Consider the following 16534-nt stretch of genomic DNA (forward strand, 5'->3'; position numbering starts at 1 on the left):
ACCGCGCGGGAGGACAGCATGAAAGCAAAAAAGGACAGCACCGGTGAGTGGTACCGCGGCGTTCCGCTTAGCGCCAAATGGCCCATCTTCACCGGCCTCGCTATGCTGGTCGTTTGGCTCGGGTGTTTCGGTGTTTGGGCCGGAGTCGCTCCACTGAACAGTGCGGTCGTCACCTCGGGCACGTTCGTGGCTACCGGACAGAACAAGCTGGTCCAGCACCTCGAGGGCGGCATCATACGCGAGATTGCGGTAAAGGACGGTGATGCCGTGGAGGCGAACCAGGTGCTGGTTCGCATGGACGACACCGCTGCCAACTCCAAGCTGAGGCGGTTGGTCTTAAAAAAGTATCGGCTGCTCGCCATGAAGGCGCGTCTCGAAGCTGAAATGAGCTCGTCAGAGACAATCGAAACTCCCGCAGCATTCAGCGAGAGCGCACGTGATCCGGAAATCAAAGCGGTTCTTGAGCGGCAACGTACCGAACTGAGGGCACGCCGGACTAGTCTCGTGACCCAGGAAAGCGTACTCATGAAGCAAATCGCCGGGCTGGAGGAAAGCATCCGCGGATATCAGGCTCAAGTGCAGTCTGCCCAACAGCGTATTGCGCTGTTCGCCGAAGAGCTGAAGGACAAGAATTCGCTTCTTCGCCAGCAGTTGGTCCGCAAGTCGGACGTGCTGGCGCTGCAACGCTCCGAGGCGAGTCTCGAGGGAGAGCTCGGCGAGTATCTTGGCCGCATCGCCGACTCGAAGGAGAGGATCGCTCAGGCGAACGAAAGAATAGCCCAGCTGCACTCGACGGCGCTCCGGGATGCGATCAAGGAGCTGCGCGAGACCGAAGCGGACCTGGATGACGTGGAGGAGCAGATTCGCGCCGCGCAGGATGTCGTCGATCGCGTCGACGTGCGCTCGCCGGTCCGGGGTATCGTGGTGAAGAGGAACTTCCATACACCGGGCGGCGTCGTCTCTCCTGGCGCCGTGCTGCTTGAGCTGCTACCGATAGGCGAAGAGCGCGTCATCGAGGCACATGTGAGTCCCAAGGACATTTCGCACGTGAGCGTAGGTCAGGAGGCGCTGGTGCGGCTGTCGGCGCTCAACCAGCGCGTCACGCCCATGGTCGGCGCGAGCGTCATCTACGTGTCAGCGGACGTGTTGGCGGAGCAAGTACAGGTCAAGGCCGAAACACGCCCTGCGAGTGACACGCGTCGGGAATTCTATGTGGTTCGGGTGCGCCTGGACCAAGACGATATTCTCAAGCGCATGCCTGAATTCATCCCGACACCCGGCATGCCGGCCGACATTTACATCAAGACCGGAGAGCGTACGTTTTTCGAGTACATCATGAAGCCGGCCTTCGATAGCTTCTCCCGCGCTTTCCGCGAAACCTGAATGAAACGAGCAATCTGGTCGTCAATCCCGAGCACCGCGAGTCGCTGAATGGCGACGATTATCTGGATGCGCTTCCGCGCCTCTTACCGAAGCTGTTGATGTTTTCAGTTACGGACAAGCCGATGCAGAGAAACGATTCAGGGCGTGTTTGGCGCCGAACGTCGGCTTCATATCGCGACGGCGTGCGACTCGGCAATCATGCCCGGGCTGCGTGGCGATGAAAGGCGGCCATCAAATGCCGTACGAAAATTTGCGCAACAGTGCATCCAGATTGTCGGCTTCCGACTAGAAGTACTATGACAGATGTCACAGTAACTTCCATCGGAAGGAGAGCAACGTGGCGGTGCATATGCCAAATTGTTTGCTGACGGGAGTGCCCTACGGCGCTGATCAGACCGTCTACCTTGTGTTCGATAGTTTCGGCGCGTCACGCATTGATTGCCCTGGGATCGAGCGGGACGACCTCGAAACGATCATCTCCGATCTCCTAACCGGTCAATTCAACGCTCCGGTTCGCGTCATGGCCTTCAACACACTTGAGCACTGGATCGAGGATGTTTCCAACCAAGTGGTCGAAGAAATTAAAGCCCGCTGCGATATCGATGGCGTACCAGTACCCGAACACGTCAGGGACTTTGTTGCAAGCCACACCGGCTTTGCGACAAGCGGGTGCTGATGTGAAGCCGGACTTCAATTGGGGACAGGCAGGCGGTTGCGAGCAGCACAGCTGAATTGCCTGTGGCACCTTCCAGTTTCGAAATCAGTCACGTTGAACCGCAGCGCGCGACCTGAAATCCTATGTTGCTCGCAGAGCTGTCTGGCGTGTTCGAGCTGCGCGCGGCCACGCGGTAGCGATTGCAGTAGGAGTCGTGGCAGAGGAATGAGCCGCCGCGCAGCGACCGGTTGGGGGCCGGGCGCCCCGTGGAATTTTCAGTAACCGTGACCTGATGGTAGCGTGGCGAGAAGTGTCGTCGCACCATTCCCAGACGGTGCCTGCAACGTTGAACAGGCCGTAGCCGTTCGCCCGAAGGCATGAACCGGCGCCGTGCCGAGATAGCCATCTTCGCTTGTATTGAGGTCAGGGAAGTTTCCCTGCCAGATATTGCAACGGTGCTCGCCCGCGGGCGTCAGCTCGTCGCCCCGCGGGTAGGCGGCTTGTTCCAGCGCGCCGCGTGCGGCCATTTCCCACTCGGCTTCCGTCGGCAGCCGCGTTCGCGACCACAATCTGCGCTACTCGCAATCTAAAACACGGCCCGTTGCAGCCCGTCCCGCGCTTCGCTGTTGACCGGGCTGCGTCCGCGTCAAACCGGGCGGCTGTAATGCCGCCGCCCTGCCGATTGCTGAAACGGAATTTGCATGTGGCGTGCCTCAAACATTTACCAACGCCGATCCTGCCGTATGTAACGTTGTGTACAGACGGTGCGACGAGAAGGAAATAAACTAGTGGGTCCGGTGTTGTGTAGGCGTGAGAGGTTAACATGGAACAGTCTGTGCAAGTGCGGGAGCGCCGACTTTTGCAGATCTCGACCGATCTTCACAACTTAATGGCCGAAGTTCAGGCGCTCAGAGAGGCGATACGATCCGCAGAGGCCGCACAGCGCTGTCGCGGCCAAGAGCCGGTCCATGCGGCGGTCGTGGCTCCGGCCGCCGGTAATGAGCTTCGCGTCTGACTTGCCGCATTAAGGACGGCGAGACGTGGTCGGCCGGCCATCGCTCGGTGGATTGAGTTCCTGCAAGCGACGCTCGAGCTCGACCTTCTTGGCCTTCAGCCTTTCGCTAAGGACATCGTGCATCAGTTCGCGGAGCGCAAGCAGCTCATCGATCGTCATCGATTCCCACTGAGACTTCCAGTCGCTCTTCATGATGCGCTGCCACGATCATGAGTCTTATCGGATCAATAATGTACCGAATAATTCTAATTCAAAGACGTGGCTCACGAATCCGGCCGAGAAATTTTGAAATGTATTGCCGAGATTTTGAACTGGACCTAGCCCAAGGCGCAGCATGGCCGTGGAACTAGATTTTGTCATCAAACATATCGGAGCAACGTCCGGACGAAACCGTTTTCCTGGGACGACGAAACCGTCCTGAAACAGGTAGCTGGGTATCCTCATTCCATTAAAGAGGGGATGGCTACGTGCAGTTTATTTTCGATCTCATTTGGAACGGGTCACGCAGCAAATATCTCGCCGCAATGGGTCAGCCGGTGGCTGAGCAATGATCGAGTCTCAACAGCTATTCTGGCGCTTGTTAGCGTCGCAATTTTTGCAGCTCACGCCCTGGACGCCTATCGCTGCGGCTAACCGACGCGTAGGGCTTGTTGAGAAAGTAATCTCGATTGCCTAGAGCCTTCTCTGCGAACTGATCGATCGCAATGATGATCGCCTGGACGTGCTGATAGCTGTGGCCCTCTCGTGTTGCCCGCTGCCGCCGGACCGCATACGCGATGCTTGTGATCCTGGTGCTGGCAATTGTTGGCAGGCGCTGGGGTCGCTGTAGGACCGCCAACTAAGGCCAGCCTTACTTCTCGTGATCCGGCAGCAAGTTTCCCAATGAGGTAGGGGTTGCAGTCCGGGCGATCTCAGCCACTCATTGACGTGAGCGGCCGTCTCAGCCTGGCACCGCCGTAGAAGTAGTTCCCGGGCCGTGCCGTGAGGGAGCTTATCTGCTGCCTCTTTAAAACGTCGGGCCTCTTCCGCCAGTCGCTCTCCAAACGTCTTTTCGTGTTTGATGCGTCCCCGTTTTCCCATGGCGCTGCCTCGCTATGAGGCCATTTAAATTCCGCGCCCTTCATCCGTCTATCCGGTACCAGACTCTACATCGAGTTTCGGGAAAAACCGAACGAGAGCATCCGAAATGCGTTTTAGGTACGCGCCGGCTCTGCCGCCTGGCGCATTGGAATGACGGCCCAGTCATCAGCCCCCTGCTGGGGCCGTTCTTTTCTCAAACGAAAGCCCGGCTTTGGGCCGGGCGATTCGCAACATTCCGAACGTGATGAAACGCGAACATCTTAGATCAGAATAAACACAAACGTCGGCTCGCCTTGTTACCTAGGAATCGTAATTTGGTCCCGTAAGAGTACGGATCAGGCGCAGATTTAGCCGCCCACGCGCGCCCAAAGGAACGGCCCCAGCGGGGAAGGGCTGGGGCCGTCAGTGTGTGCCTTCGGGGCAACGGTGGGATCAAAGGCACACACGCCATAATTGGGGAATAAGTGGCAATGTTCCCGCAGATCAGGCGCACGCGTTACTTCCTTCTACTCGCGCTAGTCAGAGCGCGGGGCCCAGGAAGGGCGGGGGACTAGGTAACAACAGCGCGCGCTGCCTGAAGTCTGCAATTGGCCGATTCCGTTGAAAAAGTTGCCGCTTGCGCCAGTTGATCCTCGCTGATTCAGTCGGAGCGAGAGGACTGAGTCATGATGGGACGTCACCTGAGTGAGCAGGTCGCATTGTCAGAATTATTGACCGCTTTCTTTTGTCGCGTTTGGACGCCCCTTCGACGATGTGGCTTTCGGACTGGGAGCGGATCTTCATCGCGCCTCACGCCGCGTTCAAGTCGCGCAGCTGGTGCTGCGGGCCTCCAATTCAGCGTGAGGTCGCGACGATGTTCAAGTGGCTGCCGGACGTATCCGTCGGCTGGCGCGACGTCTGGCTGGGCGCGCTCCTGACCGCCTTGTTCTTCGAGGTGGGAAAGGCGGCGATGGGTTTCTACATCGGCAAGCAAGGCCTGGAATCGACCTACGGAGCGGCGGCTTCAATCGTCGTCGTGCTCATCTGGGTCTACTATACCTCCCAGATTATTCTAATGGGCGCGGAGATTACCCACGCCTATGCAAAGCACAAAGGTTCGACAAGACAGCGTAGCTCGCAGAGCGGACGCGAAAATGTGCGGTCGCTGTCGACGGCCCGATGACGGTCCTGAAGGCGGGCTCGCGGGGCAGGGCGATGTTACGTGACGCCATCGTCGCGCTGCGGCAACATGCACGCGATGTGGCATCGCAGCCCGCCCTGTTGAATTCGAGGATGGCCGTGCCGCCAAACTGTCGCGCCAATCCTCTTTCAATGAGGTCCGAGCCGAACCCTCGTCGCGTCGGCTCGACCACGGGGGCCCGCCCGTTTCCGCCCAGTCAATCGTCAGGGAGTCGGGTGCGGGGTTCCGCAGAGAGCGCGCCGTACTTCGCGGCGTTGGTGGTGAGCTCATGCAGCGCCATGGCGAGCGTCACCGCCACCTCAGAACCGAGCCGAATCGCGGGGCCCCTCAGCCGGAAGCGTTCTCCCGCAGCGGCCTGATAGGGCGCCACCGTCTCGAGGAGCAGGTCACGCAGCAGCACGCCGCTCCCGATCTCTCACGTCAGCAGTTCATGGGCGCGATTGAGCGCCATGAGACGCCCTTCGAACGCCCGCGTAAAGCCATGGAGATCTGTTGCCCGCGCCGGGTCTGCATGGCGACGGATTGGACCGTCGCCAGCATGTTCTTGACGCGGTGGTTCAATTCGTCGAGCAGCAATTTCTGGCGGGTCTGCGCCCGTTTGAGTTCGGTGATGTCCTGCACAACGCGAATGCCGTAAAGCGGCTGACCGTGATCATCCCGAGGGATCGAGGCGGAGACGGCCACCCAGATCGTTGTCCCATCTTTTCTGAGGAAACGTTTCTCAGTCCGGTACGTGTCAATCTGGCCGGAGACGAGGGCTGCAAATTTATCCATGTCTGAACCGGAATCCTTCGGATGGGTAATCGAGCCAATGCTCAGGCACGGCAACTCGTCGGCGGAGTACCCCGTGATTTCGCAGAACCGGGCGTTAGCCCTAAGGAACCGGCCCTGAAGATCGACTTCGGCAATCCCCGCGAAAGCGCGCTCATGCGTAGCACGCAGGCGCTGCTCGCTTTCTCGCAGCGCGGTTTCCGCTTTCTTCAGGTCGGTGACATCGAGGGTGAAGCAGCGGGTGTTAATGAAGCGGCCGTCGTGGAAATGCACGTTGGAGCTGATCAGCACGTGCTTGATCGAGCCATCCTTCGCCTTGAGCCTCGCTTCATACTTGTCGAGCTTTTCGCCCTGGTCAGGCGGGCGAGAATGTCGTCGATCGCGGACTTGTCGGCATGGAATTCCGCGATATGGCGGGCCAATATGTCGTCATATCGGTCATCGATGCCGGCGTCGGCATGGACCGACACACTGTGGCGCAAGCATTTGAGTCCTTCTTCACGACCAAACCCATCGGCAAAGGCACGGGACTTGGGCTGAGTCAAGTCTATGGCTTCGTCAAGCAGTCGGGTGGTCATGTGAAGATCTATTCGGAGCCTGGTTAGGGCACCACCGTCAGACTTTACCCGCCTCGCCTTGCGGGTGAGTCATCGAACGGCTCTGCATCTGATGAGACGCTCAATCCGCAGGCGACGCAGGAAGAGACCATGACCATTCTCGTGGTCGAGGATGACGAGGACGTCAGGGCCTACTCGGTCGAAAGCCTCCGCGAGCTCGGCTATCGTGTGCTGGAGGCCCATGATGGGCCGGCGAACCACGACAAGGCGCGACACCCTATGTGACGCCTCTTCAATTTTGCATTGCTCTCGGCCTCACTGCATGCGCGATATCTGCTGTTTGGCACCCAGCGGACCTGAGGACGATCCTCAGCGACGAAGCGGTAATGAAAAATTTGGCCCTAGGTCGGCGTCATTGGTTAGCGCCCGCCCATCCAATCAATTACCTTCGGCCAGATTTCCCGATGCGCGTGCCTGCTCACAAGTGGTCCCACGTGCTGAAGCGCCACTCCGATTTCTGGCTCATACAGAAAAATCGAAGGGTCCTTCAACGCTCCTGAAACGGACGAGGATGGGACCACTCGGCTTGCATGGTCGACAATTGCCGCGACGGGTATTTTGCCCAGCGTGTCCGATCGGGCAACCCGCCCAAGCACATGAAGCTCGTTTCGGGCGAATCGGTCTTCACGATAGAGCAACTGGATTATCTTGGATCAGTTGGCCGCTGGGCGCGAACTCGTCCAGACTCCAACGAATGACGGCAAGATGGATTGCTAGCGCTTCCGGATCCAGCAAGCTTGTGCAGCTATCGGTATAACGCCCGATAACGAATTCTTCCGGAGCCGCGACAACGCTCGCCAGATCGAGCAGACTTCCCGGAACAAGATCGAGCGGCACTGTTGGCGAAGATCGAATATATATGCCCGCTTGATCGGGGCGGGCACAATCAACGCGGGCAAAGGGTCTGCCACTAGGTGTGCGTAGCGGCGCAGTCGAAAATCGGGATGCTCAAGGCGATCCCATGCTGTTTCATGCGGCCCGTAACCCGCACTTTCCATGAAGCCGCCAGCTGACCTTCTAAAGGCGTCGGTAATCGAAAAAATCGGAAACATCGTTCGCCCCCAGTTGCACGTCAAAGAGGGGAGGACCCCTGCGTTCCTTCGCGCGCCCTGACAAACGCCATTTACATCCATACACCATCCAACTAGATGGTACACGGATGGATCATCATAATGGCGAGCAACGTCCGCGAACTCCGGCCAAAGCCCCCGGAAAGCGAAAAAATCACGATTAATCTCGGCTATGTCGATCTTGGTCAGGTCGACCTGATGGTTCAGGAAGGTTTCTACTCGAACCGTACCGATTTCATTCGAACGGCAATCCGCAACCAGCTGGAACGTCACGCGGACGTCGTCAAACAGTCAACGACCCGAAAAAGTCTGGATCTGGGTCTGAGGCACTTCAGCCGAGCGGATCTCGAAGCGGCGCAGCGAGTGGGGGAAATGCTGCACATCAACGTTTTGGGACTTGCCAGCATCGCTCAAGATGTCACGCCCGAGCTTGCTCGCGCCGCGATTGCATCGGTCTGCGTGCTGGGCGCTTTGCAGGCCAGTCCGGCGGTCAAGGCCGCCCTCGCCGATAGAACGCGGTGAACGCGATGCTGAGACAGGACATGGTTGGAGAAGCCACACGCCTCACGCGCGCTGGCCGACTCGTCGAGGCCACCACGCTGCTGCAACGGATGCTGCGCGGCGAAAGCGCGCCAGAGCCAACATCGCGCACCGGTCAGCCCGCACTTATTGGACAAGAGCCGTCAATCATTGACGCGAAGGCCAATGCTGTTGAGGAGAACAATAGCCCAGACCTCGCGCGGGCGGAGCCTCGCATGCTCCGCGAGCTGCTCGACCGCACGAAGCAGCGCCGTGGGTTCTGTCTGCGAGCTGCGACTGAGCGCAAGCGGCTGTCCACGTCAGATATCGTGCCTGACGGCACAAGGTTCATCGAAGGTACCTACAGCAATGCGGCGGGAAGCCGTGCCTACAAGCTCTTCATCCCCAGCCGCGATCAGGACCGACCGCTTCCCTTGATCGTGATGCTACACGGCTGCACCCAATCTCCAGACGATTTCGCCGCTGGTACGAGGATGAACTTCATCGCTGAAGAAAAATCCTGTTTTGTGGTCTATCCGGCACAGCGCAGCGAGGCAAACCACGCGAAATGCTGGAACTGGTTTCGCGCGGCCGATCAGCAGCGGGGCAGAGGTGAACCCTCGCTTATCGCGGGAATCACTCGCCAAGTCATGCGCGATTTTCCGATTGATCCAGATCGTGTCTATGTTGGTGGACTATCGGCCGGAGCTGCCGCTGCTGCGATCATGGGTAATACCTACAAGGATCTGTACGCAGCGATCGGCGTACATTCAGGCCTTGCCTGCGGGGCCGCTATTGACCTTCCATCTGCGTTGGTCGCCATGCGACAAGGTGGCGGATCCAGTCACAGGGTCACTTTAGGTGACGGGCCACGTGTCCCAACCATTCTTTTTCACGGCGATTGCGACACTATCGTACATCCCAGTAACGGCGATCAAATTCTTGAGCAGTCTGTGAGAGCGATGGGCCTACTAAAGCGGGTTGATCGCGGCCAGGTACCTGGAGGGCACGCCTATACCCGCACGATCCTTAGCGACGCGAGTGGGCGCGGAAGGTTGGAGCACTGGAATATTCACGGAGCTGGACACGCATGGTCCGGAGGCAACCCGGCCGGCTCCTACACGGATCCGAAAGGGCCAGACGCAACAAGGGAAATGCTGCGTTTTTACCTCGAGCATTCGCTACCACAGCGATGAGGTTAGAGTCGCCCATTCGTGGCAGTCCGGGCTACAAGCCGGGCGAGCCTTCAGAAGGGCTGCGTCAGGCAGCCCGCGGACGTAGTGGCGGCGACGTAGCCGTGAATGGAAGCCGGCGCAGCTTGGGCCGCGGCGTGGACTTTTGGCAAAGCGCATAATCCGCTTGCCAATGCTCGCTCAGCCGCCAAACCTCACTTCGTATCTTTGGAGATTGATGGAAGTTGAACTCCCCGGAGGCGACGAAGATGAGAACAACTGAATCGCAGGATGCTGCCAGGCATCTGAAGTCTTGGGCTCCGACCTTGTTCGTCGCCGTTCTTTTGTTCGTTTTTGCGTTCATCGCACTGGAAGTGACCGAAGGAGAGCCTATTGCGTTCGATCGTTGGTTGATGGTCGCCTTTCGTCATGCGTCCGACTTCTCGCGGCCAATCGGGCCGCCATGGTTGCTTGACGTTGTGCGAGACATCACCGCACTGGGCAGTACCGCGGTACTTGCACTGCTGGTCACGGTTGTGACCACGTTCCTTTTTGCCATAGGCAAACATCGCGCCGGTTTGTTCGTCCTGACGACGGTCCTGAGCGGCGCCATTCTCAATACCCTTCTCAAGCTTGCCTTTGCGCGAGCGCGCCCCGATCTGGTCGCTCAACTCACTGAGGTCTCTACGCTGAGCTTTCCGAGCGGGCACGCAGCGATTTCGGCTGTCTGCTATCTGACGCTCGGCTTGATGCTTGCTCAAACGCAAGCTTCCCGCTCTGTTCGCATCCATCTTATAATGACCGCCGCGATCCTTACCCTGCTGGTCGGAGTCAGCCGCATATATCTCGGAGTTCATTATCCAAGCGATGTGTTGGCGGGCTGGTGCTTCGGCACTTCGTGGGCCCTAATTTGCCAGATGCTCATGTCGTATTTTCAGCGCACCGGAAGGATTGAGCAGCCGAGCGACTAGTTCGCGTTGCGCCGATCAGGCGGCAACTTTGCTCGCCTGCACCGACGAAGTGATCAAATGAGAACATCGAACTTCCGCTATTGGGCGCAAAACGGAAGTCGATCGAAAGCTTGCGGCCGCCTGAGGTCATTTGCGTGGTTTTTTCGGTCGGCCGGCTACTTCCGATCTACCTCCAACTTCAGACTTGTCGCCCGACCTGCGCTAACCGAGGCGATTGGGCACACGAGTGGACTAGCTATAATCTAGCTTCCGTGGGCGCGAATGCTCAGGCAAGCAGCATTTCACTGGTGGCATCCGGTCCTCCGGAACAGTGTAAGAGCCAGCAGGCTGCCTCCCGAGGATCAGACCCCGGATAGGACCGCGATTGCACGATTGAGTTGAGGATCACTACGATCCATGGAGTCCGGGTCAGCTTGGACTTCGATCGTGGGTGCGACGCCAACACCTTCCAACCGCTCGCCGTCGACATGCACGTCCTGGACCGCGAGCAACAGCAAGCCGCCGCCAATGAGGAATGCCGTCGCAGCGAGGACAGCTCCCTCGGTACGGGTACCGATGACCTCGCCAAGCCGGTATTTCTTGAAGCCATAGGCAAGGATCTCCTTGCCGCTGCGGGTGCCACCGTTGACAAGCATGGCGACAGGCTTGCGCCACTTCACGTTCCGGAGTTCGCTGGCGCCATTGCGATCAGTGACTTGCATCGTTGGCGCTCGCGTGTTGAACAAATCAAGATACTCGGGAATCGCGCCGCCCCAGCCATCGCGCAGGTCCCAGATCAGCGCGTCGGCGTCCTTCAGCGGACTTTGGGATAGAAGATGCTCGAGGGTCCGCTGATACACGGAGCCAGCGTAGGACCAGACATGAACATAGCCGATGCTTCGGCCGTTGGCCTGTATTATACGGGCACTCGCCTTCAGGCCGTCCAAGAACATTTTGTTGGGTTCAATATCGACGGGGGTAACCGATATTTGCATAAACGCGCCGGCACGACGCAGGCCCAGCACGACCTCCTTATCGACCTTGCCACGGAATGACTGTACCGGCTGAAACGGTCCACCGTCGGCGAAGACGATTACATCGCCAGCGAGCAAGCCGGCCTGTTGAGCCGGCGTACCTTCTGTAACACCGGTAATTACGCTGTGGCCCTGCATGTCCAGACGCGAGAGGACGCCGACGCCGGGATAGGCGATGCGGCCACTTGGAAAAGCGCGTTCGAGGCCGCGTCGCCTAAGCGCACCAGCAAAGATATCGCAAAGCTGGTAGTACTCTGGTTCGTACGGTGTGTAATAGCGGGTATGTGAAGCATGCAACTCGGAGAGCATGCTATTAATGACGCTCGCCAGCGCCTCTTCAGAGCTCGCCCGTGTGGCGTCAGGCAAGTAACGTTCCCGGACCACCGACCAATCGAGCCCGTGTAGGCGCGGATCGTAGAACCGGTCTCGCGCCGTCCGCCATACCTCCTCGAACGTGGCGATGCGTGCAGACACGGCCTGGGATGTGGTCGAATCCGCTGGTTCTCGCTGCTCGGCCCACAAAGCCGCTGGAGCCATGGCCGATGCCGCAGCCATTGATGCTAGCCGCAAAAAGTGGCGGCGCGACGGTGCTGAGTTGATTGCCTCCTTCATCGTGCAACCTTTGGAGCTCGTCGCTTCACATCAGCTTGGAACGTGATGATGAACAAGCTCTCTTCTAACTTTCATGGTGTTTGCCTGGTCAGGATATATAGCCTGCCGTTTCGAGGCTCCATCCGATCGTTCGGATAGTCAAATAGCATAAAAGGATCGCCAGAAAGATTGGAAGAGGTGCAAGCGTTTGTCACCGGACCGACCACGCGCGTCGCGTGACGAATTCGTCCGAGAGCCGCGTCCCGTAGGTCGCGTGGTAGCAATGTCGTGCACGGCAGATATCGTCGGATACGCTCCTCGATCAGTGCCAAGTCGCCGAGACGGACAATTTATTGTGCGCCCCTTTCGATTGCAAGCCGATGTCCGCATCCCAGACCTTGCGCAAGGTTCGGGAAACCGCTCGGGTCATCCCCGGCAGGTATCGGTCCGTTTCCAGCTCAAGGAAGCCGCCCTCGGCGAGGGCGCGCTGAACCGCAAGATCGAGATGTTCTGACGAAATTGATGTCGTGAAGCCACCTGGCAGCCTCGCGGCGAGCTGTGGTATTGTCAGGATCTGAAGGCCGCATTCGTTCGAACGCGCTGCAGGTGCGCGGCGCATCTGAAACGCGAGAGCTCCCCCAACGATGGCAGTTCGCGCCCGAAACGTGAAGTCCGCCACGGCATCTCCTAGTTCTGTCAGGTTCCACCAATAAGCAATGCGTTTGCTACTGTCCCTGCTATTAGCAACGCCGATCTCGATCCAGTCCACGACCAGTACATGATGCAGGATTCAGATCAACGTGCCGACCGAAATTCAACTCATGCGCAGCAGCGAAGGGTCGAGCGCAGGCAGTCTCATCGGGTCGAACGGCGCTAGGTCGATGCTTTGTGCTGCACCGTCAGCGATCAATTCGGCAATCGCTTCCCCGGTCGCTGGTGAGTTAAGTATGCCCCAGACATTGTGCCCGGTAGCGACATAGAGTCCCTCGCTGCGTGGGACTTTGCCTATCAGCGGCAAGCCGTCATGTGTGACCGGTCGGAAACAGGCTTGCCGCGCAAGGATCCTTTCTCGGCGGAAGACCGGCGACAACCGTTCGGCGATGGCCTGCAGGCGACCGATGGCCTCTGAATCCGGCTTTACCGTGGCGGGGTCGATCGGCAGCGGGACCACGTCGGACAGAGCCGTAATATGAGTGCTGCCGTCTGCGCGCGGAAACACCTCGACGCTTACCATGTCGCCGGTCTCGTCGTGATAGTCTAGAAATAGTGCCTCTGGGGGAATGTCTGTGCCGGTGTCGTAGATAAGACTCGGACTACGCTGCCCGAAAACGGCAGGCAAGCTCATCCATTCTGCCGCCAGCAATGACCACGGTCCCATGGCGACAACGACGGCGTCTGCCTCAATGATGTCGCCATCAACTTCGACGCCCCGCACAGTCGTGGCGTGGGTATGCCTCACCACGCCAGTTGCGCGCCCGCGGCGCAGTTCGGCGCCGCGCGCTTGGGCCGCGCGCATCATAGCGGAGGTGAACATGCGGGGATGAACAATCGCCGTCGTCTCAGTGGTGCTTAACCGCGACGCAATAACAACGCCGTTGGAGAGCCAATTGAGCTCCGAAGGTTTCTGGCGGCGCGGGTTGCGCTCGGAAGCGACGAAGCCGCTGTAAGCGGTCATGGGACGATAGCCCCAATCGTCGGCGATCTCCTGCGGCAAAGCAGCGTGCAGCTGGTAACTGCGTCGGGCCAGCGCGTCTACCGGCGTGCCGACACACCAGTCGAGTGCCAGAAATCCGCCGGCCTTTCCAGATGCTGCGGCGGCAACCTCAGTGCTCTCAACCACGATCACTTGGGCGCCGCGTCGGCTGAGGAAGTAGGCTGTGCAGGCGCCCACTACGCCGCCGCCGCAAATCACAACCCGCATGGTCTCTCCGCTTGCAAGCTATCAAAACGCCAGGAGGTACGGGATCCTAACGCGCCGGCTGCCCCTTCGTCTCCTTGAGCTTATCCAAGTACCTTAGATACAGACGTGTCCGCCCGTCGGAACGACCATGCTCGCGCACGTAGGCGCTGATGAAAGAGCCGACACACACTCCGGCGACTCTGGCGTGCAGTTCCAACTGTTGGAACCAAGGTTCAACGATAGGGTGTGTCTTGGGGCTAATCACGCCGGTTGACCGATGCCCATCGCGTAGACTGGCTGGATGCTTGCCGCGCTGCTTCCGATTCAAATCCCGAAATCCAATTGTGGCTCCGTGTCGTTCTCGCCTTGCAGGGAAGACAGCGACACTCCCAGGAGGCGCACCGCTTTTGAAAGGGGCATGGCGTCTTCCAGCAGGCCGATCGCCAGACGCGCGAGATCGTCGCGGTTCGCGACAACCGCAGACACGGATCGGCTGCGCGTGATGATCTCGAAGTCGGCGAACTTCACTTTAAGTGTCACCGTTCGACCCCGGGTGCCCGCCGCCTCGCAATGTCCCCAGACTTTCTCTATTAGCGGCTGGAGCTCCGCCACCATCGCGTCGAATTCCGTAAGATCGGTGAAGAACGTGTTCTCAGCGCCGACCGATTTGCGGATACGATTGGCCCGTACAGGGCGCTCGTCGATGCCGCGCGAAATCCAATAGTAATAGGTGCCGGACCTGCCGAAGTTCTCCTGCAGGAAGGCAAGGGACTGGTTGCGGATGTCGAGGCCGGTCCAAATCCCGAACGCGTTGAATTTGGCGGCGGTTGCCGGCCCGATGCCGTGAAACTTCCCGACCGGCAGCGTCTCGACGAAGGCCGGTCCCATCTCCGGCGAGATGACATATTGACCGTTGGGTTTGCGGTGATCGGAGGCGAGCTTCGCTAAAAACTTGTTATAGGAGATGCCCGCCGAGGCGTTCAGGCCTGTTTCAGCCTTGATCTTCTCTCGGATCCGCAGCGCGATGTCTCTGGCCAGCAGGATGCCTTGCAGATTTTCGGTGACGTCGAGGTAGGCCTCGTCGAGTGAAAGTGGCTCGATGATTGGCGTGTGCTCGGCGAAGATTTCGCGAATCTGTCGGCTGACCGCTTTGTAAACTTCGAAGCGTGGCTTGACGAAGATCAGATCCGGACATTGCCGTTTGGCGGTGACCGACGGCATGGCCGAGCGAACGCCGTACTGGCGAGCTTCGTAGCTCGCGGCAGCGACGACGCCGCGCTCGGCCGAACCGCCCACTGCTACCGGCTTGCCGCGCAGGTCCGGATATTCGCGCTGCTCGACCGACGCGTAGAAAGCATCCATATCGATATGGATGATCTTGCGGTGAGGCGCGGTCGAAACGCTGTGTTCCGGATCGGGAGAGACCATGGGCGGATTGTACAGGGCACCGGAAGCCAAGTCGCGGCTAGCTCAGCCTCAGTCCGCCGAGGGACATTCAGGGCAGGTGTCGCCGATCGAGTCCAGCACCTCGGCGATCGCGACGGCAGCCGCTTGCGATGAAATGCCGGCCGGCGGATCCGTCCGAGCGATCTGGAATGCGCGGTCGCGGGCATGCGGGTCGGCCCGGTCCTGCATCCACCCGTGCTCCTCGCATTCGCGAATGGCGCCGGCCTCGCTGAGCACCGAAATCGCCCAACCGCGTAGCGTCCGGATCGCTGGTTGCCCCTGCTTTGTCATCAGCATTCGAAATCGCTCCTACGGGCCGAATCCTCTCGCCCCGCCGTCCGTTCCCGGGCTGCTAACACAGGTCAGGGATTCCGAATTGCATGGCTATTGCTTTTCCAGTGTTCCGTCCGCCCGTGCAAATGTCAGGCGGCCAGTGCGGGATCTTCCTTTTCGCCGGTCGCAACGATCTGTAGCGCCCCATCCGGCAATGGCCGCTGGAGCGCCTTGGCCTCGTCCCAAGGAGCGCGCAGCCAGACATCGTACTCTTCGGTTATCGTCAGGATCACCGGCATCGCCTTCGGATGGACGCGTTCCACCTCGGCGTTCGGCTTGCAGGTCAGGAAGGCGTAGACGTCGATCGTGACTTCTCCCTCCTTGGCCTTCCGGACGCTGGTCCAGTTCGTCCAGAGTCCGGCGAACGCCAGCAGCGGGCGGCTTTCGTCCGGAGCGAACCATACGGGAACCTTCTTGCCATCGATCGTGTCGTACTCGCTGAACGACGTGAAGGGCACCAGACAACGGTGCTCGGTCCCGAGCCACGGCTTCCAATGCGCGCTGCCCACGTTTCGGATGTTGGTGGTGCCACTGTCCGGCTCCGTCCGAAGCAATTCCTTGAAATCGACAGGCTTTCCCTTAGCCTCGAGCTTCTGGGCTCGCTTCTTGGTGGCGTCCAGGAGCGCCTGCTGCGAGGACGGCATTCCCCACCGAGCCATGGCGATCTCGCGACCGTCGGGCGCGTTGCGAACTATCGGCGCTGGGTAGTCCGGAAAGATGCCGGGCATTGAAGGCAGGTTGCCAACGCGACTGTTGAGTGCGCTGAACAGGCGACGGATCGCGTCAACGTTCTTGGTCATCGAATAGAGATTGCACAC

The 16534-nt window shown here is 59.4% G+C and carries 18 protein-coding genes and 1 pseudogene; 7 read left to right on the top strand and 12 right to left on the bottom strand.

Going from position 1 to position 16534, the window contains the following annotated elements:
* Nucleotides 1-18: 18 nt before the first annotated feature.
* Entirely contained in the window at nucleotides 19-1383 is a 1365-nt protein-coding gene (locus ACFXS9_RS42710) for an HlyD family type I secretion periplasmic adaptor subunit (RefSeq protein WP_392699618.1), read from the top strand.
* A gap of 337 nt (nucleotides 1384-1720) precedes the next feature.
* Nucleotides 1721-2059 (top strand): hypothetical protein, encoded by a 339-nt coding sequence (locus tag ACFXS9_RS42715; RefSeq protein WP_392699620.1) that lies wholly within the window; start codon nucleotides 1721-1723, stop codon nucleotides 2057-2059.
* Between the two features lie 88 nt (nucleotides 2060-2147).
* Here ACFXS9_RS42715 and ACFXS9_RS42720 read toward each other — a convergent pair whose 3' ends face one another.
* From ACFXS9_RS42720 to ACFXS9_RS42730, 3 genes are all read right to left on the bottom strand, one after another.
* Complete coding sequence (locus ACFXS9_RS42720) at nucleotides 2148-2417, bottom strand: SUMF1/EgtB/PvdO family nonheme iron enzyme (protein WP_392700315.1); 270 nt, start codon at nucleotides 2415-2417, stop codon at nucleotides 2148-2150.
* Nucleotides 2314-2565 carry an SUMF1/EgtB/PvdO family nonheme iron enzyme gene (locus tag ACFXS9_RS42725; protein WP_392699622.1) on the bottom strand — a complete coding sequence of 84 codons (252 nt, stop codon included), beginning with the start codon at nucleotides 2563-2565 and terminating at the stop codon, nucleotides 2314-2316. Before ACFXS9_RS42725 ends, ACFXS9_RS42720 begins: the two co-directional genes overlap by 104 nt.
* A 497-nt stretch (nucleotides 2566-3062) precedes the next feature.
* Complete coding sequence (locus tag ACFXS9_RS42730; RefSeq protein ID WP_392699624.1) at nucleotides 3063-3212, bottom strand: hypothetical protein; 150 nt, start codon at nucleotides 3210-3212, stop codon at nucleotides 3063-3065.
* Between the two features lie 1774 nt (nucleotides 3213-4986).
* On the opposite strand from ACFXS9_RS42730, the gene ACFXS9_RS42735 reads away from it, so the two are divergent.
* Nucleotides 4987-5295: a YihY/virulence factor BrkB family protein gene (locus ACFXS9_RS42735; protein ID WP_392699626.1), complete on the top strand. Its 309-nt coding sequence runs from the start codon at nucleotides 4987-4989 to the stop codon at nucleotides 5293-5295.
* 214 nt (nucleotides 5296-5509) lie between these two features.
* On the opposite strand, the gene ACFXS9_RS42740 is transcribed toward ACFXS9_RS42735, so the two are convergent.
* Together ACFXS9_RS42740 and ACFXS9_RS42745 are read right to left on the bottom strand one after the other, a co-directional pair.
* Nucleotides 5510-5713 (bottom strand): hypothetical protein, encoded by a 204-nt coding sequence (locus tag ACFXS9_RS42740; RefSeq protein WP_392699628.1) that lies wholly within the window; start codon nucleotides 5711-5713, stop codon nucleotides 5510-5512.
* Nucleotides 5714-5733: 20 nt separating this feature from the next.
* Complete coding sequence (locus ACFXS9_RS42745; protein WP_392699630.1) at nucleotides 5734-6375, bottom strand: PAS domain S-box protein; 642 nt, start codon at nucleotides 6373-6375, stop codon at nucleotides 5734-5736.
* Nucleotides 6376-6497: 122 nt separating this feature from the next.
* Between ACFXS9_RS42745 and ACFXS9_RS42750 the strand changes: the two are divergent.
* Nucleotides 6498-6896: pseudogene (locus ACFXS9_RS42750) on the top strand (ATP-binding protein); the annotation flags it as partial.
* A gap of 429 nt (nucleotides 6897-7325) precedes the next feature.
* Here ACFXS9_RS42750 and ACFXS9_RS42755 read toward each other — a convergent pair.
* Nucleotides 7326-7538 (bottom strand): hypothetical protein, encoded by a 213-nt coding sequence (locus ACFXS9_RS42755; RefSeq protein WP_392699632.1) that lies wholly within the window; start codon nucleotides 7536-7538, stop codon nucleotides 7326-7328.
* Nucleotides 7539-7873: 335 nt separating this feature from the next.
* Here ACFXS9_RS42755 and ACFXS9_RS42760 point away from each other — a divergent pair, with 335 nt between their 5' ends.
* The 3 genes from ACFXS9_RS42760 (at nucleotide 7874) to ACFXS9_RS42770 (ending at nucleotide 10433) form a co-directional block, all read left to right on the top strand.
* Nucleotides 7874-8293, top strand: a complete 420-nt coding sequence (locus tag ACFXS9_RS42760; RefSeq protein ID WP_392699634.1) for a CopG family transcriptional regulator — start codon at nucleotides 7874-7876, stop codon at nucleotides 8291-8293.
* Between the two features lie 5 nt (nucleotides 8294-8298).
* On the top strand, nucleotides 8299-9486 hold the full coding sequence (locus tag ACFXS9_RS42765) for an alpha/beta hydrolase family esterase (protein WP_392700317.1): 1188 nt from the start codon (nucleotides 8299-8301) through the stop codon (nucleotides 9484-9486).
* Nucleotides 9487-9731: 245 nt separating this feature from the next.
* The gene (locus tag ACFXS9_RS42770) at nucleotides 9732-10433 is read left to right on the top strand and encodes a phosphatase PAP2 family protein (protein ID WP_392699636.1); all 702 of its coding nucleotides are present in this window, start codon (nucleotides 9732-9734) and stop codon (nucleotides 10431-10433) included.
* 341 nt (nucleotides 10434-10774) lie between these two features.
* On the opposite strand, the gene ACFXS9_RS42775 is transcribed toward ACFXS9_RS42770, so the two are convergent.
* The 6 genes from ACFXS9_RS42775 to ACFXS9_RS42800 form a co-directional block, all read right to left on the bottom strand.
* Nucleotides 10775-12058, bottom strand: a complete 1284-nt coding sequence (locus ACFXS9_RS42775) for a S41 family peptidase (RefSeq protein ID WP_392699638.1) — start codon at nucleotides 12056-12058, stop codon at nucleotides 10775-10777.
* 301 nt (nucleotides 12059-12359) lie between these two features.
* The gene (locus tag ACFXS9_RS42780) at nucleotides 12360-12806 is read right to left on the bottom strand and encodes a hypothetical protein (protein ID WP_392699640.1); all 447 of its coding nucleotides are present in this window, start codon (nucleotides 12804-12806) and stop codon (nucleotides 12360-12362) included.
* A 45-nt stretch (nucleotides 12807-12851) separates the two neighbouring features.
* On the bottom strand, nucleotides 12852-13958 hold the full coding sequence (locus tag ACFXS9_RS42785) for an NAD(P)/FAD-dependent oxidoreductase (protein WP_392699642.1): 1107 nt from the start codon (nucleotides 13956-13958) through the stop codon (nucleotides 12852-12854).
* Nucleotides 13959-14261: 303 nt separating this feature from the next.
* Entirely contained in the window at nucleotides 14262-15365 is a 1104-nt protein-coding gene (gene dinB, locus ACFXS9_RS42790; RefSeq protein ID WP_392699644.1) for a DNA polymerase IV, read from the bottom strand.
* Between the two features lie 48 nt (nucleotides 15366-15413).
* Nucleotides 15414-15680: a hypothetical protein gene (locus ACFXS9_RS42795; protein WP_392699646.1), complete on the bottom strand. Its 267-nt coding sequence runs from the start codon at nucleotides 15678-15680 to the stop codon at nucleotides 15414-15416.
* Between the two features lie 125 nt (nucleotides 15681-15805).
* Nucleotides 15806-16534, bottom strand: coding sequence for an SOS response-associated peptidase (locus tag ACFXS9_RS42800; protein ID WP_392699648.1), 729 nt, complete (start codon nucleotides 16532-16534; stop codon nucleotides 15806-15808).

The organism is Bradyrhizobium sp. RDI18 (assembly GCF_043203335.1).
GTDB lineage: Bacteria > Pseudomonadota > Alphaproteobacteria > Rhizobiales > Xanthobacteraceae > Bradyrhizobium > Bradyrhizobium retamae.